This is a genomic window from Devosia sp. 919 (assembly GCF_013185965.1).
Taxonomy (GTDB): Bacteria; Pseudomonadota; Alphaproteobacteria; order Rhizobiales; family Devosiaceae; genus Devosia.
Genome location: NZ_JABAOL010000001.1, coordinates 2,984,049 through 3,006,445, shown reverse-complemented (window position 1 = coordinate 3,006,445; position 22,397 = coordinate 2,984,049). Strand labels below are relative to the sequence as shown.

Sequence of the window (22,397 nt, the reverse complement as noted above, 5' to 3'; positions counted from 1 at the left end):
CCCCCTTCGTCTGGTCTCAGTGTGGGGGCAGGGCATCGCGCTCGCGCGCGACGATGTCTCCCAGCCCACGGATCAATGCATGCACCGATGCAACATTGGAAATGCGCATCCGCGCATGGGTGTCGCCTTCGCCCAACTTGATGCCGACGCCGCCCAGTTCCTGGGCCGCGATGAAGCCGTCCTCGTCGGTGACGTCATCGCCGATAAAGATCGGGGTGCGGCCGACAAAGGGCTCTTCCTGCATGAAGGCGCGCAAGGCGGTACCCTTGCTGATGCCCTTGGGGCGGGCTTCAAAGACCATTTTGCCGGCGATCAGCGCGAAATCGGTATAGCTGTTGACTGCTTCTTGCATGGCCTGGCGGCAGAGTTCTTCGAGCTCCGGGGCCTGGCGGAAGTGGAGGGCGACGGCGCCATCCTTGGCTTCGATCAGCAGTTCAGGGTGCGCCATAACGAGCGGCGTGACGGCCTGTGCGATGTGTTCGGCGCCCGAAAGGAGTTCTGAATCAATCTCTTCCATCGTGCCATCAGCGCGGCGGCGCTGGGTGCCATGAGCGCCGGCAACCGGGAGTTGCAGGGGAGAGAGGAACTTGTCTATGTCCTCAATCTCGCGACCCGTGATCACGGCAAAGGCGCTGTCGAGTTCGCGTGCGGCGCGCTGCAATTGATCGGGCAGGGACGCTGGAACATCAATGGAATCAGGGGTTGGCGCAATCTCAACCAGAGTGCCGTCGAAATCGGTGAAGATGGCGAGGCGCTGCGTCGTATGGGGCGCTGAATGATCGATCATGGACATGCCAGAAGCCTTCCGAGCTGTGGATGCAAGGCCAACGCGGTGGCAGGGGAATGGTTCGCTCGGGCAAGGCCGCCATGCGAAAACCACGAAGATGAACGTAGTCTTAACGGATCGTGAACGTGTTCATCAACCCTGCGATCAATTTCTTCGGGTGCGCGGGGGCAAGGTGCGCCTGCCGCGCCAGCTCAAACCGGGGCTGGCGCGCGCAGGCTCTTTTCGATCCGGGTGACAATGGGGTTGTAGCGGCTGCGCTCGTCTTCGGGGTAGCTGATCTCGAAGGCTGCGAAGGCCGAGCGGTCGCGGTTGAACAGGAACTTGGTATAGACCACGAGTTCCCGGCCGTTCTCGTCGGTGTCGTAGCCGGAAAGGACAAACCAGCTATTGCCGCTGGCCCGGTAGGTGATATTGTCGATCTGCCCGCTCGAGGCGACGGCTTCCTGCAACTGAGCGATGCTAAGGCCGTCAGTGTTGGGGGCGCCGAAAATGCTGAGCTGGCCCGAGCCATCGAGCGCATCAAAGGTGCGGATGCCTGAAGCATCGGCCGCGCCGTCCTGACCATAATGATCGAGCGGGACCTCGATGCGGTAGCCGAGGGCGGGATCCTCCAAGCGCGTCCAGCCGAGACCCGACTGGGCGGCGACGGGGCCGGCAAGAGCCAGGAAGGTGGCAGTGAGTAGCGCGGCGGGGAGGGAGGTCTTGTGCATTGCGGGATCCTCTTAACCAAGCATTCACCAACGCGGTGACCGCCCGGCCTGTTCCCGCCTAGCCAAGATCAGTGCCGTTCAGCTCGCCGCGACAACCTGCCAGGGGGTGGGGTAGAAATATTCCTCGAGATTGGGGCCGTCGCCGGCGCGATCGACCAGGAGGAAATCGGCAGCCTCGTCCAGCGGGGTCAGCACGCCATGCCAGGTGTTGATGGCGTAGTTGATGCCTTGACCGGGCGCGGTGAGGAAGGCCCGGGGGCGGCCGGGGGTGCCGTTTTCGTCGGGCGCGACGATCACAAGGAAGGGGCGGTTCGACAGCGGATGAAAGGCCTGGCTGCCAAAGGGATGGCGCTCGACCATGGCCAGGGTCAGGGGCAGGCTATAGGGCTGGCCGCGAGCAATGGAAATGATGGGGCGCGAACTGGGGCCGGCCAATTGCACCTGCGCCAGATCATGGAAGCGCTCGGTGTTGCCGTTGTTGATGGGAAAGTGCTGGGCGCCCTCGGTCTGGATCACCTGACCAAAGGGCGCGAAGGCCTCTGCCGTCAGCGGCTCGATGAAGATGGTGTTGTCGCTCATGGGCTTAAAAGCTCAGCTTGGCGTGGCGGTTGACGTCTTTGTAGAGCAGATAGCGGAAGCGCTCGGGGCCGGCGTAACAGGCCTGGGGGCAAAAGGCGCGCAGCCACATGAAGTCGCCTGCTTCCACCTCAACCCAATCGCGGTTGAGGCGATACACGGCCTTGCCCTCGAGCACGTAAAGGCCGTGCTCCATCACATGGGTTTCCTCGAAGGGAATAACGGCGCCGGGCTCGAGGGTGACGATGTTGACATGCATGTCGTGCCGAAGATCGGTGGGCTCGACAAAGCGGGTGGTGCCCCAGCGCTCCGAAGTTCCAGGCATCCAATGGATGGGCTGCTCGGTTTCGTTCGTGACAAAGGCGGTGGGCGCTTCGATGCCGGCGGCCGCCTCGTAGCGCTTGCGCACCCAATGAAAGCGCAGGGGGGCTGAACCCGGATTGCCGAGGGTCCAGCGACAGCCCGGAGGCAGGAAGGCGTAGCCGCCGGCGACGAGGGTGTGGGGCTGGCCTTCGATGGCAAGGCTCGCCTCGCCGGCAACCACGAACAGCACGCCTTCGGCTTCGGGATTGGGCTCGGGTTGCTCACTGCCGCCGCCGGGCGCCACTTCAACGATGTATTGCGAGAAGGTTTCGGCAAAGCCCGAGAGGGGCCGAGCGATGATCCAGCAGCGGGTATTGTGCCAATGAGGCAGGAAGCTGGTGACGATGTCGCGCATCACGCCTTTCGGGATCAGCGCATAGGCCTCGGTGAAGACGGCGCGGCCGGTGTGAAGGGCAGTCTGCGGCGGAAGGCCCGCAGCGGGGCTGGCATAGGATGGGGGCATGGACTCGGGTGCCGATGGTGAACGCTGGGCAAACACTAGAGCGTGTTTTGCCGCTCGGCCATGGGGAAGCGGCGGTGAGGAGCGGCAATTGTCACACTCGCTTTGCCGTGGTTGGCGCTTGGCGGTTTGTGCGGGCAGAGGCCCGCGTAAGGCGTGCGGCTTACGCAGTTCTCGCGGTGGCCTTTCCCTAATGGCTTGGTCCTAGCGCTGCAGAGGCCCGTGGCGCGCTGAGTTGAGCCCCGACCAAGAGCTAAGCTTCCGACTTCGCTACGCTTTTTCGTCCCGGACCCCAGCCGATCCATTGTCACGATCTAGATCGATAGCCGTATTCCAGTAGGCTCTTCTGGCTGGTTTGCCGTGATGGATCAGGCAAGCCACCTTCCTTGCGTATGCATTTTCCACGTTGGGCGGGGGCCGGGCAGTGGAACACACCTGCGGGGGGTAGCCATGAAACTGGCTCAGACGGTGGTCTATGGTTTAAAGGGGGCGACACGATCAGGGATCGGCTATCGCCTCAACCGGACGGCGAAATATGTGGCCGGATTATACTTCGATCTGTTTGTGCGCACCTATCGCAGCGAAGGCATGGTGTTCACCATTCCCGCTGCCTACACATCGCGCGAAATGCGCGGCAAATTCACTGTCGATACCTATGAGTATCCCGAGAGGACGCTGATCAAGCGCTATCTGCCGCACAATGCCTGCGTGCTGGAACTGGGGGCCTGTATCGGGGTGGTGTCCTGCGTCATCAACAGCCTGCTGGACAATCGGGACCTGCATGTCGCGGTGGAAGCCAATCCGCTGCTGATGCCGACGCTCGAAGCCAACAGGATGGCCAATGGCGCCCGGTTCCACGCGGTCAATGCCGTGGTGACGCGGCAGCCCAGCGCCATGATCAGCACCGATGCCGATATGGACAGCAACCAGGTGGTGGCGAGCGGCACGCCCGTGCCCACCACGACGGTGGAAGCGCTGGAAGCCGTAGCGGGAGAGGCGTGCAGCGCCCTCATCATGGACATTGAGGGGGGCGAATACGAGTTCTGCCGCGAAAATCCGATGCTGCTGCGCCAGATCGACGTGGCGATCATCGAGTTCCATCCGCTGGCGTTCGGGGAAGCGCGGCTGGGGGAATTATATCTGATGCTGGCTTCGGCGGGGCTGGAGCGGCGCGAGACGATTTTGACGGTGGAGTGCTGGTTGCGGGTGGAGGATTGAGGCTTTTGATGCGCGCTGCGTGGCGGGGTTTGCGTCGCGTCTCTGCGGTGGATCCTGGGTCAGCCCGGGCGCCGGAACCCCCACCCTCGATCCCTCCCCTCAAGGGGGAGGGAGGCGCTGGCTGTGCGGGCAGGGGACTCGCACCGTGAAGGGCTGGTGCAGGATGGAGTGACGTGGCCGTTTCCTCGACCCCCACCCCGGCCCTCCCCTCAAGGGGGAGGGAGGGCAGGAGCTGAGGGTTTGGGGCTTTGGCATTGAGACAGGTGCGGCTTTGGGCTTTCGCACCCCCACCCGGCCTCCACCGTTGAGGGGGAGGTGAAGAAAGAGGGCCTAGGGCAGGATGGCCTCGAGGCGGAGTTGGGCGATGCGTTCGACTTGGCGGCAGGCTGTGGTGAATTCGGCCTGGGCGCTGTTGTCGAGGCGCTGGCGGAAGGCGGCGAGGATGGTGGCCTTGGTGTTGTCGCGCACGGCGATGATGAAGGGGAAGCCGAATTTTTCCACATAGGCGGTGTTGAGGCGGGTGAATTCCGCCCGTTCGTCGTCGGTGAGGGCATCAAGGCCCGCGGAGGCCTGTTCGGCGGTGGAGGCCTCGGTGAGGCGCCTGGCGGCGGCGAGCTTGCCGGCCAGATCGGGATGGGCGCGCAGGACGGCGAGGCGTTCTTCATCGCTGGCGAGGCGGAACTGGGTGCGCAAAGCGAAATGCAGGCCCACCGCGGTGTCGTTGGCGGGGGCGAGTTCGCCATCCCAGGCGCGCTCGGCAATCCAGGGGGAATGCTCGAAGATCGAGCCGAAACGCTCGACGAATTCGGGTTTGGGCAGCTGGCTCGGAACCAGCGCCGGGGCCTGGTAGGGGTGCTCGCGCGCCCAGTGCTCGGCGATCTCCAAGCGAGTCGGGACCCAGACTTGGGGGAAGCTCTTGATGTAGTCGATGAACTTCTTGAGCCCCTGGAAGCGACCGGGCTGGCCGACGAGCCGGCAGTGCAGGCCAATCGACATCATCTTGGGTGAGCCGGCCTGGCCTTCGGCATAAAGGCAATCAAAGCTGTCCTTGAGGAACTGGAAATATTCCTCGCCATTGTCAAAGCCCGAAGCGGTGACAAAGCGCATGTCATTGGCCGAGAGCGTATAGGGAATGATGAGCTGCGGGCGGTTCTGGTGGAGGCGCCAATAGGGCAGGTCGTCGTCATAGGTATCCGAGACATAGGCAAAGCCGCCTTCCTCGGAGACGAGATCGACCGTGTTGAGCGAGCAGCGCCCAGTATACCAGCCCAAGGGGCGGCTGCCGGTGGCGATGGTGTGAAGACGGATGGCCTCACGGATCTGCTCGCGCTCGAGCTCGGCGGGCATGTCCTTGTGCTCGACCCATTTAAGGCCGTGGCTCGCAATTTCCCAGCCGGCATCCTGCATGGCGGCAAGCTGGGCAGGGGCCCGCATCAAGGCGGTGGCGACGCCATAGATGGTGACGGGCAACTGGGCTTCGGTAAAGAGGCGGTGCAGGCGCCAGAAACCGGCGCGGGCGCCATATTCATACATGGACTCGATGTTCCAGTGGCGAAGGCCCGGCCAGGGGGCGGCGCCCACGACATCGGCGAGAAAGGCTTCCGAGCCCGCGTCACCATGCAGGATGTTGTTTTCGCCGCCTTCCTCGTAATTGAGCACGAACTGCACTGCGATATGGGCGCCGCCGGGCCAGTTGGCGTGGGGCGGGGTGGGGCCATAACCATGCATGTCGCGGGGGTAACGATTCATGAGAGAAGTTCCGGGCAAGTGTCGGGGCGAGACTAATGAGTCGCGGGCGTCGCACCAAGATGCACAAATTTGGACCAGCTGGTAAAAATTAGGCGTTGCCCGCTGGCGCTATTGGTTTAATCTCGCGGGCCGGGGACTAGGGAAGTAGAAGAATAATGGCGGGTTCAGGACGCCTGACGACGCATGTACTCGATACCATGAACGGCACGCCGGCGCGGGGCATGCGCCTCGACCTGTTGTTTGTGCATGGCGACCATAATCACCATATTGCCGAGAGCTATACCAATGCCGACGGCCGGGTGGACCAGCCGCTGCTCGAAGGCGAGCAGTTCCAGCATGGCGAGTTCGAGATCCATTTCCATGTGGGGCAATATTTCGCCCGGCTAGGGATGGAGCCCGAAGCGGCATTTCTGGACGTGGTGCCGGTGCGGTTTACGATCAGCGAAGACAAGCATTACCATGTGCCGCTGCTGGTGAGCCCTTTTGCCTATTCCACTTATCGGGGCAGCTGATGGCCGACACTGCAAATGCAATCCGCTTTATCCTCAACGACCAGGACGTAGTGCTGGACCAGGTGCGGCCCGAGCAGACGCTGCTCGATTTCCTGCGGCTCGAGCGCGGCTTGCGCGGCTCCAAGGAAGGCTGCGCCGAGGGCGACTGCGGGGCCTGCACCGTGCTGGTGGGGCGGGTGATCGGCGACGAGATCATCTATGACAGCGTCACGGCCTGTATCCGGTTCGTCGCGAGCCTGCATGGCACGCATGTGGTGACGATCGAGCACCTGGCGGCCAAGGATGGCACGCTGCATCCGGTGCAGCAGGCGATGGTGGATCACCATGGCTCGCAATGCGGGTTCTGCACGCCCGGGTTCGTGATGTCGCTCTATGGTCTGTGGATGCGCGACCCGCAGCCGAGCCAGCGCGCGGTGGAAAAGGCGCTGCAGGGGAACCTGTGCCGCTGCACGGGCTATGCGCCGATCATCCGGGCCGCGCAGGCGATCTCGACCTATGGCGCCCCCGAGGCCGATCCGCTGCGGGCGGAGCGGATCGCGCTCAAGGGGCGGATCCTCGCGCTCAATGACGGCAGGCGGGTGGAGATCGGGGAAGGGGCGGAGCGGATCATCGTGCCGGCCAGCCTGGATGATTTCGCCGAGGTTTATGAGCAGAACCCGGAGGCGACGATTGTCGCTGGGTCCACCGATGTGGGGCTTTGGGTCACCAAGTTCCTGCGCCCGATCGGGCCGGCCATTTTCATCAACCATTTGCCGGAGCTCAAGCGCATCGCCGAGAACGACAGCGAAGTGCGGTTTTACGCCGGGGTGAGCTATTCCGAGGCGCTGCCGATCCTGCAGAGCTATTTCCCCGCCATGGAGGAGCTGTGGAGCCGGCTGGCGGGCGAGCAGGTGCGCAATATGGGCACGATCGGGGGCAATATCGCCAATGGCTCGCCCATCGGCGATACGCCGCCGGCGCTGATTGCGCTCGGAGCCAAGCTGACGCTGCGGCGCGGCGAGCACCGGCGCGAGATCAAGCTCGAGAACTATTTCCTCGCCTATGGCAAGCAGGATCGCGCGCCCGGCGAGTTCGTGGAAAGCGTGACCGTGCCGCATCTGCCGGCGGGCGAGCGGTTCGCGGTTTATAAGGTCTCCAAGCGCCGCGAGGAGGATATTTCCTCGGTCTGCGGGGCGTTCCGGGTGTTCGTCAACGATGCCGGGAGCGTGGGGATGGCGCGGATCGCCTTTGGTGGCATGGCGGCGACGCCAAAGCGGGCTCGGGCGGTGGAAGCGGCGCTGGTTGGCAAGCCGTGGAGCGTCGAGACGATCGAAGGCGCGGTGGCGGCCTTTGCCGAGGATTACCAGCCGATCAGCGATATGCGCGCTTCGGCCGAATACCGGCTGCTGGTGGCGCAGAACCTGTTGCGCCGGTTTTTCCATGAATGCACGGGCGGTCAGGTGCGGCTGAAGCGGGAGGTGGCGTGATGAACAAGCATCCGACCCTGTTGCGTTCCACCCTGCATCAACCCACGCGGCACGATAGCGGCCCCAAGCATGTGGCGGGCACGGCCGAATATATCGATGATATGATCGAGCCGCGGGGCACGATGCATGCCTATCTGGCGCTGTCGACGCGGGCGCATGCAGAAATCCTCAACATCGATTTTGCCCCGGTGCTGGCGGCGCCGGGGGTAATCGGGGTGCTGACAGCGGCCGATATTCCGGGCGAGAACGACATCAGCCCGAGCCACCGGCATGACGAGCCGATCTTTGCCGAAGGCAAGGTGCAGTTCTGGGGGCAGCCGCTGTTTGCCGTTTTGGCCGAAACGCGCGACCAGGCGCGACGGGCGGCGCATCTCGCTGTGGTCGATTACAAAGAACTGCCCTTTATCGGCGATGTGCGCGCGGCGCAGGCGGCCGGCCGCAAGCTCGTGGTCGATCCGCTGACCTTGCAGCGCGGCGATGTGGAGGCGGGGCTCAAGGCTGCGCCCAAGCGGGTCAAGGGCAGCGTCGTGATTGGCGGGCAGGATCACTTCTACCTTGAGGGGCAGATCGCCTTTGCCATTCCGGGCGAAGACGAGGATGTGACGATCTATGCCTCGACCCAACACCCCAGCGAAGTGCAGCTGATGGTGGCGCAGGTGCTCGATATCGGGCACCACGCGGTCACGATCAATGTGCGCCGGATGGGCGGCGGCTTTGGTGGCAAGGAAACTCAGGGGAACCTCTTTGCCGCTGTGGCGGCGCTGGCGGCCAAGAAATGGAACCGCGCCTGCAAGATCCGGCCGGACCGCGACGACGACATGACGGCAACCGGCAAGCGGCACGATTTCGTCGTCGACTATGATGTGGGCTATGATGAAGCCGGCCGCATCGAGGCGGTGGATGCCGTGTATGGCGCGCGGGCCGGGTTTTCGTCGGACCTTTCGGGACCGGTGACGGACCGGGCGCTGTTTCACTGCGACAATGCCTATTGGTATCCGGCGGTGCGGGCGCGCTCGGAGCCGCTTTACACCAACACCGTGTCCAACACCGCGTTTCGCGGCTTTGGTGGGCCGCAGGGGATGCTGGCGGCGGAACGCTGGATCGAGGAAATCGCCTATAGCCTCGGCAAGGATCCGCTCGAGATCCGCAAGGCCAATTTCTATGGCACCGACAGCAACAATGTGACGCCCTATCACCAGACGATCACCGACAATGTGATCGCGCGGGTGGTGAGCGAACTGGAAGCCAGTTCGGACTATCAGGCGCGGCGCCGCGCGGTGCTGGCGTTCAATGCCACGAGCCCGGTGCTGAAAAAGGGCATCGCGCTGACGCCGGTCAAGTTCGGGATCTCGTTCACCGCGACCTGGTACAACCAGGGCGGGGCGCTGGTGCATGTCTACAAGGACGGCACGATCCAGCTCAATCACGGCGGCACGGAAATGGGGCAGGGGCTCCATACCAAGGTGGCGCAGGTGCTGGCGGAAGCGTTCTGCGTCGGGCTCGATCGCATCAAGATCATGACAACCTCGACGGCCAAAGTGCCCAACACGTCGGCCACGGCGGCCTCTTCGGGTTCGGACCTCAATGGCATGGCCGCCTGGGATGCGGCTCGGCAGATCAAGGAGCGCCTCGCCACCCATGCCGCCAAGCTCTACCAGTGCGATGAGGCCGAGATCGTCTGGGTGCCCGAGGGCATCATGGCGGGCGAGGAGTTCGTGCCATTCACGGAACTGGTGGCCTCGGCTTATCTCAACCGCGTGCAGCTCTGGGCCGCGGGCTTCTACAAGACCCCCAAGATTCATTGGGATCGGGCCACCGGACGCGGGCAACCGTTCTACTATTATTCCTATGGCGCCTCGGTTTCGGAGGTCACCATCGATACGCTCACCGGCGAATACCAGGTGGATCGGGTCGATATTCTGCATGATGTCGGCAAGTCGCTCAATCCGGCGCTTGACCTCGGGCAGATCGAGGGCGGGTTCATCCAGGGCATGGGGTGGCTGACGAGCGAAGAATTGTGGTGGGACGCCAAGGGGCAGCTGCGCACCAAGGCGCCTTCGACCTACAAGATCCCGCTCGCAAGCGACGTGCCGCCGGTGTTCAATGTGCGGCTGGCGGAATGGTCCGAGAACAGCGAGCCCACGATCGGGCGCTCCAAGGCGGTGGGCGAGCCGCCGCTGATGCTGGCGATGAGCGTGGTGGAAGCGCTCGCGATGGCAGTGGCTGCGATGGCCGATTACAAGCTGCCGCCGCGGCTCGACACGCCAGTGACCCCCGAGCGGGTGCTGATGGGGTGCGAGCGGTTGAAGCAGGAAGCGCGGGGGTGATGGTTTTGCGCCCGACGGTTGGACCCCCACCCCGGCCCTCCCCTCAAGGGGGAGGGAGGGCACGAGCCCAAAGCAGGGCGATCAGCCTGCACGCCTCCTTGCAGGGACGGCTGTCATGACCTTGCGCCTGCCCCAGCTGCAATCTTTCCTTCGCGCCAACAGCGAGGCAATTGCCTGTGAGCTGACGCGGGTGCGCGGGTCGAGCCCGCGCGAGCAGGGCACGTTCATGCTGGTAGGCGCGCAAGGGATTTTCGGCACGATCGGGGGCGGGGCGCTCGAGCATATGGTGATCGACCATGCGCGGCGCCTGCTAGCCTCAGGGCAGGCGGAAGCAGCCATGGATGTGCCGCTGGGGCCCGAGATCGGGCAATGTTGCGGCGGCCGTGTCGGGGTGCAGTTGCGCTATGCCGATGCGGGCTTGCGCGGTGCGCTGCTCGAGCGGGTGGCGGCGGAAGATCGGGCGTTGCCGCATGTCTTCGTGTTTGGTGCCGGTCATGTAGGGCGGGCATTGGCCCAGGTGCTGGCGCTTTTACCGGTGCAGGCACATGTGGTGGATACGCGGGCAAGCGAGCTGGTTGGCTTGCCGGCAGGCGTCGAGGCGCGGCTGACGCCACTGCCGGAAGCGGCGATCCGGTCGGCGCCGCCGGGCAGCAGTTTTGTGGTTCTGACCCATGACCATGCGCTCGACTTCCTGCTCGCCAAGGAAGCGCTGGAGCGGGCGGACAGTCCTTATATCGGCATGGTGGGATCGGCGACCAAGCGCGCCCGGTTCAGCAGCTGGTTTCGCGCCGAAGGAGGGGACCCTGCTGCCCTCCAGCGGCTCGTTTCACCCATTGGCCGCCAAGGGCTTGGGGATAAGCGCCCCGAAGTCATTGCGGCACTAGCGGCGGCAGAAATTATGGTTCAGATTGGTCGGCGGGAAGCTGACATTGGGCATGTACAGGGCGCCAGGGAACTGAGGGCCGTGGATGGACGCTAGCATGCCGTTGCGACTGCAATTGACCGGGATCACCAAGCAGTTTCCCGGCGTTCTTGCCAATGACAATATCTCCTTTGGCGTCAAGCCGGGCGAAATCCATGCGCTGCTGGGCGAGAACGGGGCCGGCAAGTCGACGCTGGTCAAGATGATCTATGGGATCATGCAGCCCGATGCCGGCGAAATCCGCTGGAACGGCGAGCCGGTGGTGATCACCAATCCCAAGGCCGCCCGCAAGCTGGGCATCGGCATGGTGTTCCAGCACTTTTCCCTGTTTGAAGCGCTGACCGTGCTCGAAAACATCGCGCTGGGCATGGATGGCTCGCTCAAGTCGCGCGAGCTCGAGGCCCGCATTCGCGAGGTGATGACCACCTACGGGCTGCTGCTCGATCCGCACCGGACGGTCGCGACCTTATCGGTGGGGGAGCGGCAGCGCATCGAGATCGTGCGCGCGCTCTTGCTCGACCCCAAGCTCTTGATCATGGACGAACCCACTTCGGTTTTGACGCCGCAGGAAGTGGAGCAGCTTTTTGAAGTGCTGCGCAAGCTGGCGGCGCAGGGCTGTTCGATCCTCTACATTTCCCACAAGCTCGATGAGATCAAGGCGCTGTGCGATACGGCGACGATCCTGCGGGGCGGCAAGCTCGTGGATACCTGCGATCCCAAGCAGGAAACCTCGCGCTCCATGGCCGAAAAGATGATCGGCACGGGCCTGCGTGACATCGTGCGGGCCAGGGGGCGGCAGTTGGGCGCGCCCAAGCTGGTCGTGTCGCGGCTTTCGACCCACAAGACCGGCCATTTCGATGTGCCGGTCAATGATGTGAGCTTTACCGTGCGGGCGGGCGAAATCTTTGGCATCGCCGGGGTGGCGGGCAATGGGCAGAACGCCCTGCTCGATGCGCTGAGCGGGGAAATCCTCGGGGATGACAAGGAAGCCATTACGCTCGATGGCTATCCGCTGGGGCTGCTCAACACGACCGGCCGGCGCAAGCGCGGGCTGTGTGCCGTGCCTGAAGAGCGCAATGGCCATGCGGCGGTGGGCGAGTTCTCGCTGGCTGACAATTCGGTGCTGACGGCGCGCGATCGGCTCGGCATGGTGATGCTGGGCCTCATCAATTCGGGCGCGGCCAAGACCTATACGGGCAAGGTGATCGCCGATTTTGCGGTCAAGGCGCTGGGCCCGGGCTCGATGGCGGGATCGCTCTCGGGCGGCAATCTGCAGAAATACATCATGGGGCGCGAAATCCTGCAGCGCCCGAGCGTGCTGGTGGTCAGCCAGCCGACCTGGGGCGTCGATGCCGGGGCCGCCGCGGCCATCCACCAGGCGCTGGTGGACCTGGCCGCCGAAGGCTCCGCCATCGTCGTGATCAGCCAGGACCTCGATGAGCTCCTGGCGCTGTGCGACACGCTGGCGGTGATCAATCTTGGCCGCCTCTCGGCGGCGCGGCCGGTGGGCGAGGTGAGTGTGGAAGAAATCGGCTTGCTGATGGGCGGGGTCCATGGCGCCACGGAGGCAAGCAATGCTGTTCCGGCTTGAAAAACGGCGCGAGCCCAGCCAACTCATGCGCTATCTGACGCCGGTGGCGGCAGTGGTGCTGACCATGGTGGTGGGCGCGATCATCTTTTCGCTGATCGGCTATGACGGGATCGGGGCGGTGCGCGAGATCTTTCTCACGCCCCTGACCAATTCCTACAAATGGCAGGATCTGGGAGTGAAGGCCGCGCCGCTGATCATTATCGGGGTGGGGCTCTCCATCGCCTACCGCGCCAATGTGTGGAATATCGGCGCCGAGGGACAATATGTGGTTGGCGGGCTGGCCGGCACCTGGGTGGCGCTGGCGACCCATGGCCTCAACGGGCCCTGGATCTTGCCGCTGATGGTGCTCGCTGGCGTGCTCGGGGGCATGGCTTACGCCGCCATCCCAGCGCTGCTGCGCACCCGCCTCAACGTCAACGAGATCCTGACCTCGCTGATGCTGACCTATGCCTCGGTGCAGCTGATCTATTACCTGATCCGCGCGCCCTGGAAGGACCCGATGGGGATGGGTTTCCCCCAGACGCGGCTATTTGCCGAGGCGGCGCGGCTGCCCACCATCCTGCCGGGCACGATCGTGCATCTGGGTGTGCCGATCGCGGTGCTGGTGGCACTCGTGGCGTGGTTCATCATGTCGCGCTCGGTATTCGGCTATCAGATGCGCGTGGTGGGCACGGCGCCCCATGCGGCGCGCTATGGCGGGTTTTCCGAGAACAAGACGATCTGGCTGGCCATGCTGGTGTCGGGGGGCCTTGCGGGGCTTGCGGGCGTGTTGGAAGTGGCCGGGCCGTTCCAGCGCATGGTGCCGGGCTTTCCGACCAATTACGGGTTCACCGCGATCATCGTGGCGTTCCTCGGACGGCTAAATCCGCTCGGGGTGATCTTTGCCGGGCTCGTGATGGCGATCACCTTTGTGGGCGGGGAAGTGGCGCAGACGACGATCGGGCTGCCCAATGCCGCCACGGGCATTTTCCAGGCCATGGTGCTGTTCTTCCTTCTGGGTGGGGACCTGCTGGTGCGCTATCGGGTGCGCCGGGTTCATAGCGCCGCGGCGCCGGGGACGGCGTAATGGAAATCATCATTCCCATCATCGTCACGCTGGTGTTCGCGGCAACGCCGATCCTCCTGGCCGCGCTGGGCGAGCTCGTGGTGGAAAAGTCGGGGGTGCTCAACCTCGGTGTCGAAGGCATGATGCTGGTGGGCGCCATTGCCGGCTTTGCGGGGCAGTTTTATACAGGCAACCCTTATTTCGCGCTGCTTTGCGGGGCGGTGGCCGGGGCGGCGACCTCGATCATCTTTGGCTTTTTGACGTTGAGCCTGTCGGCCAACCAGACCGCGACTGGGCTGGCGCTGACCATTTTCGGCACGGGCTTTTCCGCCCTCGCCGGCGCGCCGTTTTCCGCCCGGCCGATCCAGCTGATGGGGCCGCTGTTTCCCGCCGAGCTTGCGAGCCATCCGGCGTTGCGGGTGGTGTTCGGCTATTCGGCGCCGGTGTATTTCTCGTTCTTCATGGTAGTCGCAGTCTGGTATTTTCTCGAGAAAACCCGCCCCGGGCTGATCCTGAGGGCCGTGGGGGAGAACGACCTGTCGGCCCATTCCATCGGCTACAGCGTCAAGCTCGTGCGCTATCTCGCCGTGTTGTTCGGCGGGGCGATGGCCGGTATTGCCGGGGCGTGTTTCCCGCTGCTGCTGACCCCGCAATGGGCCGAGCGGATGACCGCAGGGCGCGGCTGGATTGCCGTGGCGCTGGTGGTGTTCGCCTCCTGGCGCCCGTTCCGCCTGCTCGCGGGGGCTTACCTCTTTGGTCTCGTGATGACCATGGAGCTTTATGCCAAGGCGGGCGGCGGAGTGCTGTCGGTTATTCCGTCCGAACTTTGGGCCGCCTTGCCTTACCTCGCGACCATCATCGTGCTCGTGCTGATTTCGATCAAGCGCGATGCGTCCACCAATGCTCCGGCCTGCCTCGGCAAGCCGTTCCTGCCCACGAATTGAGCCGGCGCCAACGACCGTTTCAAGCAACCACGACCATCAGGAGAGACACATGACCCTTAACCGCCGCACTATCCTCAAGGCAGGCGCCGCCGCCGCTGCGCTGCCGCTGCTGGGCTCCCGCGCCTTCGCCCAGGGCGAACCGCTCAAGGTGGGCTTCATCTATGTCGGCACGATCAACGACAATGGCTACAACTATGCCCACAATCAGGGCCGTATCTTCCTGGAAGAGCAGCTGGGTGATCTGGTCGAGACCACCTATGTCGAGAACGTGCCGGAAGGTCCGGACTGCGAGCGCGTGCTGCGCGAACTGGCCCAGCAGGGCAACAAGCTGATCTTTGCGACGAGCTTTGGCTTTGGCGACTCCGTGATGAAGGTTGCCCAGCAGTTCCCCGACGTGAAGTTCGAGCATGCCACCGGCTACCAGAAGGCGGACAATGTCGGCCTCTACAATGCGCGCTTTTACGAAGGCCGCGCCGTTTGCGGCACCATTGCCGGGCACCTCTCCAAGACCGGCAAGCTCGCCTATATCGGCTCGTTCCCGATCCCTGAAGTCGTGATGGGCATCAATGCGCTGGCGCTGTCGGCCCGCAAGGTGAACCCCGCCATCACGGTCAAGCCGGTTTACATCTCGACCTGGAACGATCCGGCCAAGGAAGCCGATGCGGCCCGCGCGCTGATCGACCAGGGCGTGGACATCATTGCCCAGCATACCGATGGCCCGGCAGCGCTGCAGGTGGCCCAGGAACGCGGCATTATTGGCGGGTTCGGCCAGGGCGCCGATATGAGCGCCTTTGCGCCCGAAACGCAGCTGACCTCGATTATCGACCACTGGGGCCCGCGCTATGTGGCTTCGGCCCAGGCCTTGATCGATGGCACCTGGACCGCCGGCGACACCTGGGAAGGCCTCAAGGAAGACGTGGTGCAGATCGGGCCCTATGGTCCCAAGGTCACCGAAGAGGTCAAGGCTGCAGCCGAAGCGGTGCGGACCGGGCAGATCGATGGCTCTTTCCACATCTTCACCGGCCCCATCAAGGACAATACCGGCACCGAGCGTGTGGCCGCCGGCGTGACCATGACGGATGCCGAACTGCTCAGCATGGACTGGTATGTGGAAGGCGTCGAACAGCCGGCATAAGCTGGGGTTCGAATCGGATTGGAAGGGGCGGGTTTCGGCCTGCCCCTTTTGCTGAGCGGCTGCGGGTGGGGGAGGTGAGGCGGAGCATCACCGAGGGGACCCCCACCCCGGCCCTCCCCTCGATGGGGAGGGAGGGCTGGCGCCGCGGCTGCGGTGGGCGGCTGAACAGCCAGCATGCCGCCAGGGGTGTATCGAAGGAACGAAAAATGCCGGATTATGCGATTGCTTGGGAATGGCTGATGTTTGCGGTGCGCTGGCTGCACGTGGTCACGGCAATCGCCTGGATCGGCTCGTCGTTTTATTTCATTGCGCTCGATCTGGGGCTGCGCAAGACGCCGAGCCTGCCGCCGCTGGCGCATGGCGAGGAATGGCAGGTGCATGGCGGGGGTTTTTATCACATCCAGAAATATCTGGTGGCGCCCGACTTCCTCCCCGAGCACCTGACCTGGTTCAAATGGGAGAGCTACTGGACGTGGCTGTCCGGCTTCATGCTGCTGGTGCTGATCTATTATGTCGGTGCCGACCTGTATCTGGTTGATCGCAATGTGCTCGATGTGCCGGCCTGGGGGGCAATCCTCCTTTCCATGGGCTCCATCGTGCTGGGCTTTGTGGTCTATAACCGGCTCTGCAAATCGCCGCTGGGTGAATCGCAGAACGGGCTGATGCTGGTGCTGTTTGCGATCCTCACCGCCATGGCCTGGGGCTATACGCAGATCTTCACCGGCCGGGCGGCGATGCTGCATATGGGCGCGTTCACCGCCTCGATCATGGCCGCCAATGTCGCGATGATCATCATCCCCAACCAGAAGATCGTGGTGGCCGATCTCAAGGCCGGGCGGGTGCCCGATGCCAAATATGGCAAGATCGCCAAGCAGCGCAGCCTGCACAACAACTACCTGACGCTGCCCGTCATCTTCTTCATGCTTTCAAGCCATTACCCGCTGGCCTTCGCGACGCAGTGGAACTGGATCATCGCCTCGCTGATCTTCCTTGTGGGCGTGGTGATCCGGCATTATTTCAACACGCGCCATGCCCGGAAGGGCAATCCGCACTGGACCTGGGCGGTGGCGGTGATCTTGTTCGTCATCATAGCGTGGCTCTCAAGCGGCCCCAAGCTGCCGGGCGTCGGCGAAGAGGCGGTGGCGTCGCGGGCGGCCGAGCCGTTCATGGCCGCGAGCCTGTTTGCCGAGGCCAGCCTTGCCGTGCAGACGCGCTGTTCGATGTGCCACACCGCCGAGCCGGTCTGGCCGGGGATCTATGAGGCGCCCAAGAATGTCATTCTCGACAGCGATGCGGCGATCGCCAACCATGCCCGCGACGTCGCCATGCAGGCCGGCTATTCCCACGCCATGCCGCCGGGCAATGTGACCGAGATCACGCCCGAGGAGCGGGCGCTGCTGGTGGCCTGGTTCCGCGAGGGCTCGGGGCAGTGAGCCGCACCATTCTGCGCGGCCGGGTGCTGAGCTTTGTCCGCGAGCCGCAAGGGCTCGACGATGTGGACAGCTACCGGTTGTGGGAGGATGGCGCGGTTGCTATTACCGGGGGCAAGGTCGTCGAGGTCGGGGACTTCGGTGCGGTCGATAGCCGTGATGCGGAGATCATCGATCACCGGCCGCATCTGATCCTGCCAGGTTTCATCGACACGCATCTGCATTATGTGCAGACGCAGATGATCGCCTCCTATGCCGGCTCGCTGCTGGAATGGCTCAACACCTACACTTTCGTGGAAGAACAAAAGTTCGGGCAGCAGGGACATGCCGGCGCGGTGGCGGCGGGGTTCCTTGACGAGTTGGTGCGCAACGGCACGACGACGGCGGCCGTTTATTGTTCCAGCCATCCGCAATCGGTGGACGCGTTCTTCGCCGAGGCGGAACGGCGCGACATGCTGATGGTCGCGGGCAAGGTGATGATGGACCGCAATGCGCCCGAGGCGCTCTGCGACACCGCCCAGGCGAGCTATGACGACAGCAAGGCGCTCCTCGCGCGCTGGCATGGGCGCGGCCGGGCGCGTTATGCGATCACGCCCCGCTTCGCCATCACCTCGACCCCCGCGCAACTGGAGGCGGCGCAGGCGCTGGCGGCCGAGCATCCCGATTGCCATGTGCAAACCCATCTCGGCGAAAACACGGACGAGATCCGCTTGTCGATGGAGTTGTATCCGGAGGCGCCGGACTATGCGGGCATTTATGAGCAGTATGGGCTGCTGGGGCCGCGCACGCTGCTGGGGCACTGCATTCACCTCAACCATCGCGAAACCGCGGTTCTCGCGGAAACGGGGGCGGTGGCGGTGTTCTGCCCGACCTCCAACCTCTTTTTGGGTAGTGGCCTGTTTGATCGCGAGCGGCTGGCGCGGGCAGGGGTGCGGCTAGGAATTGCCACCGATATTGGCGGGGGCACCAGTTTTGGCATGCTGCGCACGCTCGACGAGGGATTCAAGGTTGGGCAGTTGCGCGGGCAAAGGCTAAGCCCATTGCACTCGTTCTTCATGGCCACGCTGGGCAATGCGCAAGCGCTGTCGCTGGAGGGCGTGATCGGCACGATTGCGCCGGGCTGTGACGCCGATCTCGTCGTGCTCGATGCGGGCGCGACGCCAGCCATGCGACTGCGGCAGGCGACGGTGAACCACCTCAGAGAAGAACTTTTCCTGCTGCAAACCATGGGCGATGATCGCGCCATTGCCGAAGTTTATGTGGCAGGCAGACGAGCTAAATCGACCTTAGTTGGGTTGGCAGGGGCATCTGCTTGACCTAAAGCTGTGCCGCGCCTGAAGAGGAAGTAAGCATGAGCCAATATTTGACCAAGTCCGGACTTTCCGTTGACGCGGGACTAGTGGACTTTGTCGAGCGGGAGGTCCTGCCGGGCCTGCCGGTTTCCGCCGATCAGTTCTGGAGCGGTTTTGCCGAAGTGGTGGCGCAACACGCGCCGGTCAATGCCCAGTTCCTGGCGCGCCGTGATGAGCTGCAGGGCAAGATCGACGACTGGCACCGCCGCTATGGTCCAGTCGCCAACAACCCGCAGGGTTACGAGTTTTTCCTCAGGGATATCGGCTATCTTGTAGCCGAGCCCGAGGATTTCACCATCGAGACCACCGGGCTCGATCCGGAGATCACGAGCCTCTGCGGGCCGCAGTTGGTGGTGCCGGTATCCAATGCGCGCTATGCGCTCAATGCCGCCAATGCGCGCTGGGGCAGCCTTTACGATGCGCTTTACGGCACGGATGTGATCAGCCGCGATGGCGAGTTGGCGCCGAGCAAGGGCTATAATGCTGCGCGCGGCGAGGCCGTGGTGGCGCGTGCCGCCGCGTTCCTTGACGAAGCACTGCCCCTCAGCCGCGGCAGCCATGCCGACGTGACGTCCTATGTGGTGGCCGAGCAGGGTGGCACCGCCACTCTCGTGATCGACACCGCGGCGGGCCCGACCACCTTGCGCGATCCCGAGGCCTTTGTCGGCTATCGCGGTGAGGGCGCCAGCGCCGAGATCGTTTTGCGCCATAACGGGCTGCATGTGATCCTTGTCATCGACAAGGCGAGCGCCATCGGCGCCGAGCACGCGGCGGGGCTTGCCGATGTGGTGGTGGAAGCGGCGCTGACCACGATCCAGGACTGCGAGGATTCGGTCGCGGCTGTCGACGCCGAGGACAAGATCGGCGTTTATCGCAACTGGCTCGGCCTGATGCAGGGCACGCTGGAAGACACGTTCGAAAAGGGCGGCAAGCAGGTCACCCGCCGCCTCAAGGAAGATCGGGTTTACGCCTCGCGTTCGGGTGGGGAACTGGTGCTCAAGGGGCGCTCGCTGCTGCTGGTTCGCAATGTCGGGCACCTGATGACCACCGATGCGGTCAAGACCGCCGACGGCAAGCCGATCGGCGAAGGGCTGCTGGATGCGGCGGTGACGGTGCTCTGCGCCATGCATGACAAGGGCGGCAACAGCACGACGGGCGCGATCTATATCGTCAAGCCCAAGATGCATGGACCCGAGGAAGTGGCCTTTGCCTGCGCCATCTTTGCGTCCGTTGAAAAGATGCTGGGGCTGGCACCGCTGACCGTCAAGATCGGCATCATGGACGAAGAGCGCCGCACCTCCGCCAATCTCAAGGCGGCGATCCATGCCGCGCGCGACCGGCTGTTTTTCATCAATACCGGGTTCCTCGACCGCACGGGCGACGAGATCCATACCTCGATGGAAGCGGGTCCGGTGCTGCGCAAGGACGAGATCAAGCTCGAGCGCTGGATCGCGTCCTATGAGGACCGCAATGTGCTGATCGGGCTGGCCTGCGGGCTGTCGGGCCGGGCGCAGATCGGCAAGGGCATGTGGGCGCGGCCCGACGACATGGCGGCGATGATGGCCGCCAAGATCGGCCATCCGCAATCGGGCGCCAATACGGCCTGGGTGCCATCGCCGACGGCGGCGACGCTGCATGCGCTGCATTACCACCAGGTCGATGTGTTCGAGGCGCAGCGCCGGCGGCACAACGAAGCGACGCCGTCGCTGGCGGAGCTGTTCTCCATGCCGGTGCAGGCGCCTTATTCGCTCAGCCGCGAAGAAATCACTCGCGAGACCGAGAACAATGCGCAGGGGATCCTGGGCTATGTGGTGCGCTGGGTGCAGCAGGGCGTTGGCTGTTCCAAAGTGCCCGACATCAACAATGTGGGGCTGATGGAAGATCGCGCGACCTGCCGGATTTCGAGCCAGCACATCGCCAATTGGTTGCGCCATGGGTTGGTGAGCCGGGACGAGGTGACCTCGATCTTTGAGCGCATGGCTGCCGTGGTGGACGAGCAGAATGCGGGCGATCCGCTGTATCGGCCGATGTCGCCCAATCTGCAGTCGGTGGCGTTCCAGGCGGCGCTAGACCTGGCGCTGCATGGCGCTGACCAGCCGAGCGGCTACACCGAGCCGGTGCTGCATGCGCGGCGCCTGCAGGTCAAGGCGCGCGAGCGCGCCCGGGCATAAGCCTAGAGCCGGTAGCGGGGCAGGGTGATCGCGGTCGCCTGCCCCGGACCGTGCAAGATCTCGATCGTGTTGGCGAGCATGGTGGTGGCGGTGCCGATCGGCTCATCGGTGCCGAGATTACGGGCATAGCGCGGATGGGCGCCTGAGGCGATCAAGAGGCGCAGGCGATGGCCGGGCCGGAAGGCATGGGCGGTGGCGTGGAGCGGGAATTCCAGCCGCCAGGAGCCATCCGGCTCTCGGGGCGTGGCGGGCGTGACGCGATAAAGCCCGTCGCAGATATTGATCGACCGGCCCTCGGGCGACACATCGCATAAACGCACGAAAAAATCGGCATGGGGGAGAGTGGCCCGGGCGTGGAGGGTCACGGTGCTTTGCCCGATCACCGTCAGCGTTTCGGAGAGGGGTGGCGATGAATACACCAGAACATCGCTGCGGGCCTCGAGGGGGGCGTTGTCGACGGGACCCGCGCCGGTGAAGGCGAAGATGGCCCCGCCCAGATTGGGCGTGGGGTCGGCGGGATCGTAGCGGTAGCGATCGACGCCGGAGGAGGTAGGTGCGGTGGGTGTGAGCGCCGCGTCGCTGCCCAAGAACCATTGCTCCAGATCGGGCGGGCCGGGCGGGTAGTGCTCGAACTCGCGCCATTGGTCGAGGCCCGAAATGTGGATGCGGACGGGCTTGGTGCGCAGGCCGGAGCTGTCGCCTTCGAGGTGAGCGCGCATCCAAAAGATGGTTTCGCGCAGATTGTCGCGCTGCAGTTCCTCGGCGATGTGGAACCAGGTGCCGACCGTGAGGTAAGGGCGATGGCCGAGCTCGACGAGGCGCGCGTAATCGGCCAAGAGCGGGTCGAGCATGAAGTCGTACCAGCCCGAAATGAAGTGCACGGGGGGCGTGGTGGCGGTCAGGCGGTGGCGGTGATCGATGGCGTCCCAGAACCGGTCATTGCCCACGGAATGCTCGAACCAGTGGCGCCAGAACGGCACGGCATGGCCTGAGGCGGCGCGGTCGGCCTCAACGAGCGGGAGGGTCATGCCAGCTTGGGCGGTGGTGCGCTCGATGCGGCCGGAAAACATGCGGGTGGCGGTGTGCAGGGGGCGCTGGCGCAGGCCCTCGATCACCTGCAGCCAGGAGAGCCAAAGCCCGAGGTGAAAGGCGCCTGAGGGAAAGACGACGGGGCGGAAATCGGCCGTGGTGACCTTGGTGGCCATGGCCGAGACGGGCGGGAGTGCATCGCAGATCGCCCATTGCGCGTAGCCGAGATAGCTGGGGCCGGATAGGCCGAGCCGGCCATCGAACCAGGGCTGGGCCTTGAGCCAATCCAGCGTTGCCAGCCCATCGGCGCGCTCATTGGTGAGGGGATCGAATTCGCCGCCCGATTTCTCGGTGCCGCGGCAGGCCTGCAGCACGACGTGGAAGCCGCGCTCGGCATAGACCTGGGCGATGGTGCCAAAGCCGCGGCGGCCATAGGGCAGGCGCATCAGGATGGTGGGGAACTCACCGGTGGCGCGCGGCGCGAAATGGTCGGTCATCAGCACCACGCCGTCGGGCATGGTGAAGGGGATGTTGCGGTGTTTCCGCACGCCATTGCGGCGGGGCGGCAGGTCCTCGACATAGGCCAGAAAGAGGCTGCTCAGGCTCATTG

General features: G+C 64.3%; 18 protein-coding genes. 12 read left to right on the top strand and 6 right to left on the bottom strand.

Going from position 1 to position 22,397, the window contains the following annotated elements:
- Window positions 1-16: 16 nt before the first annotated feature.
- The 4 genes from otsB to HRQ64_RS14610 all read right to left on the bottom strand — a co-directional run bounded on the left by otsB (window position 17) and on the right by HRQ64_RS14610 (window position 2,899).
- Complete coding sequence (gene otsB, locus HRQ64_RS14625) at window positions 17-793, bottom strand: trehalose-phosphatase (protein WP_210258558.1); 777 nt, start codon at window positions 791-793, stop codon at window positions 17-19.
- 185 nt (window positions 794-978) lie between these two features.
- Complete coding sequence (locus tag HRQ64_RS14620; protein WP_172123884.1) at window positions 979-1,497, bottom strand: hypothetical protein; 519 nt, start codon at window positions 1,495-1,497, stop codon at window positions 979-981.
- A 78-nt stretch (window positions 1,498-1,575) separates the two neighbouring features.
- The gene (locus tag HRQ64_RS14615; protein WP_172123882.1) at window positions 1,576-2,076 is read right to left on the bottom strand and encodes an ureidoglycolate lyase; all 501 of its coding nucleotides are present in this window, start codon (window positions 2,074-2,076) and stop codon (window positions 1,576-1,578) included.
- Between the two features lie 4 nt (window positions 2,077-2,080).
- On the bottom strand, window positions 2,081-2,899 hold the full coding sequence (locus tag HRQ64_RS14610; RefSeq protein ID WP_172123880.1) for a bifunctional allantoicase/(S)-ureidoglycine aminohydrolase: 819 nt from the start codon (window positions 2,897-2,899) through the stop codon (window positions 2,081-2,083).
- A 447-nt stretch (window positions 2,900-3,346) separates the two neighbouring features.
- On the opposite strand from HRQ64_RS14610, the gene HRQ64_RS14605 reads away from it, so the two are divergent.
- Window positions 3,347-4,114 carry an FkbM family methyltransferase gene (locus tag HRQ64_RS14605; protein WP_172123878.1) on the top strand — a complete coding sequence of 256 codons (768 nt, stop codon included), beginning with the start codon at window positions 3,347-3,349 and terminating at the stop codon, window positions 4,112-4,114.
- A 330-nt stretch (window positions 4,115-4,444) separates the two neighbouring features.
- Here the strand turns inward: HRQ64_RS14605 and puuE are convergent, their stop codons facing one another.
- Window positions 4,445-5,863, bottom strand: a complete 1,419-nt coding sequence (gene puuE, locus HRQ64_RS14600) for an allantoinase PuuE (protein ID WP_172123876.1) — start codon at window positions 5,861-5,863, stop codon at window positions 4,445-4,447.
- Window positions 5,864-6,018: 155 nt separating this feature from the next.
- On the opposite strand from puuE, the gene uraH reads away from it, so the two are divergent.
- The 11 genes from uraH to HRQ64_RS14545 all read left to right on the top strand — a co-directional run bounded on the left by uraH (window position 6,019) and on the right by HRQ64_RS14545 (window position 20,758).
- The gene (gene uraH, locus HRQ64_RS14595; RefSeq protein ID WP_127753763.1) at window positions 6,019-6,375 is read left to right on the top strand and encodes a hydroxyisourate hydrolase; all 357 of its coding nucleotides are present in this window, start codon (window positions 6,019-6,021) and stop codon (window positions 6,373-6,375) included.
- Window positions 6,375-7,841, top strand: a complete 1,467-nt coding sequence (xdhA, locus tag HRQ64_RS14590; protein WP_172123874.1) for a xanthine dehydrogenase small subunit — start codon at window positions 6,375-6,377, stop codon at window positions 7,839-7,841. The genes uraH and xdhA overlap by 1 nt, the downstream gene beginning before the upstream one ends.
- Window positions 7,841-10,168 (top strand): xanthine dehydrogenase molybdopterin binding subunit, encoded by a 2,328-nt coding sequence (xdhB, locus tag HRQ64_RS14585; protein WP_172123872.1) that lies wholly within the window; start codon window positions 7,841-7,843, stop codon window positions 10,166-10,168. The genes xdhA and xdhB overlap by 1 nt, the downstream gene beginning before the upstream one ends.
- A 115-nt stretch (window positions 10,169-10,283) precedes the next feature.
- A complete protein-coding gene (gene xdhC, locus HRQ64_RS14580) occupies window positions 10,284-11,147 on the top strand; it encodes a xanthine dehydrogenase accessory protein XdhC (RefSeq protein WP_172123870.1) in 864 nt (287 codons plus the stop codon).
- Between the two features lies 1 nt (window position 11,148).
- The gene (locus tag HRQ64_RS14575; RefSeq protein ID WP_172123868.1) at window positions 11,149-12,681 is read left to right on the top strand and encodes an ABC transporter ATP-binding protein; all 1,533 of its coding nucleotides are present in this window, start codon (window positions 11,149-11,151) and stop codon (window positions 12,679-12,681) included.
- Entirely contained in the window at window positions 12,665-13,747 is a 1,083-nt protein-coding gene (locus HRQ64_RS14570) for an ABC transporter permease (RefSeq protein WP_127753758.1), read from the top strand. Before HRQ64_RS14575 ends, HRQ64_RS14570 begins: the two co-directional genes overlap by 17 nt.
- Complete coding sequence (locus HRQ64_RS14565) at window positions 13,747-14,670, top strand: ABC transporter permease (RefSeq protein ID WP_172123866.1); 924 nt, start codon at window positions 13,747-13,749, stop codon at window positions 14,668-14,670. Before HRQ64_RS14570 ends, HRQ64_RS14565 begins: the two co-directional genes overlap by 1 nt.
- Before the next feature lie 49 nt (window positions 14,671-14,719).
- The gene (locus HRQ64_RS14560) at window positions 14,720-15,805 is read left to right on the top strand and encodes a BMP family ABC transporter substrate-binding protein (protein ID WP_127753756.1); all 1,086 of its coding nucleotides are present in this window, start codon (window positions 14,720-14,722) and stop codon (window positions 15,803-15,805) included.
- Window positions 15,806-16,011: 206 nt separating this feature from the next.
- Window positions 16,012-17,238 (top strand): urate hydroxylase PuuD, encoded by a 1,227-nt coding sequence (locus HRQ64_RS14555; protein ID WP_172123864.1) that lies wholly within the window; start codon window positions 16,012-16,014, stop codon window positions 17,236-17,238.
- Window positions 17,235-18,551: a guanine deaminase gene (gene guaD, locus HRQ64_RS14550; RefSeq protein WP_172123862.1), complete on the top strand. Its 1,317-nt coding sequence runs from the start codon at window positions 17,235-17,237 to the stop codon at window positions 18,549-18,551. Before HRQ64_RS14555 ends, guaD begins: the two co-directional genes overlap by 4 nt.
- 35 nt (window positions 18,552-18,586) lie before the next feature.
- Window positions 18,587-20,758 carry a malate synthase G gene (locus HRQ64_RS14545; RefSeq protein ID WP_172123860.1) on the top strand — a complete coding sequence of 724 codons (2,172 nt, stop codon included), beginning with the start codon at window positions 18,587-18,589 and terminating at the stop codon, window positions 20,756-20,758.
- A gap of 2 nt (window positions 20,759-20,760) precedes the next feature.
- On the opposite strand, the gene HRQ64_RS14540 is transcribed toward HRQ64_RS14545, so the two are convergent.
- Complete coding sequence (locus tag HRQ64_RS14540) at window positions 20,761-22,395, bottom strand: CocE/NonD family hydrolase (protein WP_172123858.1); 1,635 nt, start codon at window positions 22,393-22,395, stop codon at window positions 20,761-20,763.
- Window positions 22,396-22,397: the final 2 nt, after the last annotated feature.

Bases quoted from the DNA above. Each gene is read 5' to 3' on its own strand.
- otsB (WP_210258558.1), bottom strand. From the start codon at position 793: ATGTCCATGATCGATCATTCAGCGCCCCATACGACGCAGCGCCTCGCC.
- HRQ64_RS14620 (WP_172123884.1), bottom strand. From the start codon at position 1,497: ATGCACAAGACCTCCCTCCCCGCCGCGCTACTCACTGCCACCTTCCTG.
- HRQ64_RS14615 (WP_172123882.1), bottom strand. From the start codon at position 2,076: ATGAGCGACAACACCATCTTCATCGAGCCGCTGACGGCAGAGGCCTTC.
- HRQ64_RS14610 (WP_172123880.1), bottom strand. From the start codon at position 2,899: ATGCCCCCATCCTATGCCAGCCCCGCTGCGGGCCTTCCGCCGCAGACT.
- HRQ64_RS14605 (WP_172123878.1), top strand. From the start codon at position 3,347: ATGAAACTGGCTCAGACGGTGGTCTATGGTTTAAAGGGGGCGACACGA.
- puuE (WP_172123876.1), bottom strand. From the start codon at position 5,863: ATGAATCGTTACCCCCGCGACATGCATGGTTATGGCCCCACCCCGCCC.
- uraH (WP_127753763.1), top strand. From the start codon at position 6,019: ATGGCGGGTTCAGGACGCCTGACGACGCATGTACTCGATACCATGAAC.
- xdhA (WP_172123874.1), top strand. From the start codon at position 6,375: ATGGCCGACACTGCAAATGCAATCCGCTTTATCCTCAACGACCAGGAC.
- xdhB (WP_172123872.1), top strand. From the start codon at position 7,841: ATGAACAAGCATCCGACCCTGTTGCGTTCCACCCTGCATCAACCCACG.
- xdhC (WP_172123870.1), top strand. From the start codon at position 10,284: ATGACCTTGCGCCTGCCCCAGCTGCAATCTTTCCTTCGCGCCAACAGC.
- HRQ64_RS14575 (WP_172123868.1), top strand. From the start codon at position 11,149: ATGCCGTTGCGACTGCAATTGACCGGGATCACCAAGCAGTTTCCCGGC.
- HRQ64_RS14570 (WP_127753758.1), top strand. From the start codon at position 12,665: ATGCTGTTCCGGCTTGAAAAACGGCGCGAGCCCAGCCAACTCATGCGC.
- HRQ64_RS14565 (WP_172123866.1), top strand. From the start codon at position 13,747: ATGGAAATCATCATTCCCATCATCGTCACGCTGGTGTTCGCGGCAACG.
- HRQ64_RS14560 (WP_127753756.1), top strand. From the start codon at position 14,720: ATGACCCTTAACCGCCGCACTATCCTCAAGGCAGGCGCCGCCGCCGCT.
- HRQ64_RS14555 (WP_172123864.1), top strand. From the start codon at position 16,012: ATGCCGGATTATGCGATTGCTTGGGAATGGCTGATGTTTGCGGTGCGC.
- HRQ64_RS14545 (WP_172123860.1), top strand. From the start codon at position 18,587: ATGAGCCAATATTTGACCAAGTCCGGACTTTCCGTTGACGCGGGACTA.
- HRQ64_RS14540 (WP_172123858.1), bottom strand. From the start codon at position 22,395: ATGAGCCTGAGCAGCCTCTTTCTGGCCTATGTCGAGGACCTGCCGCCC.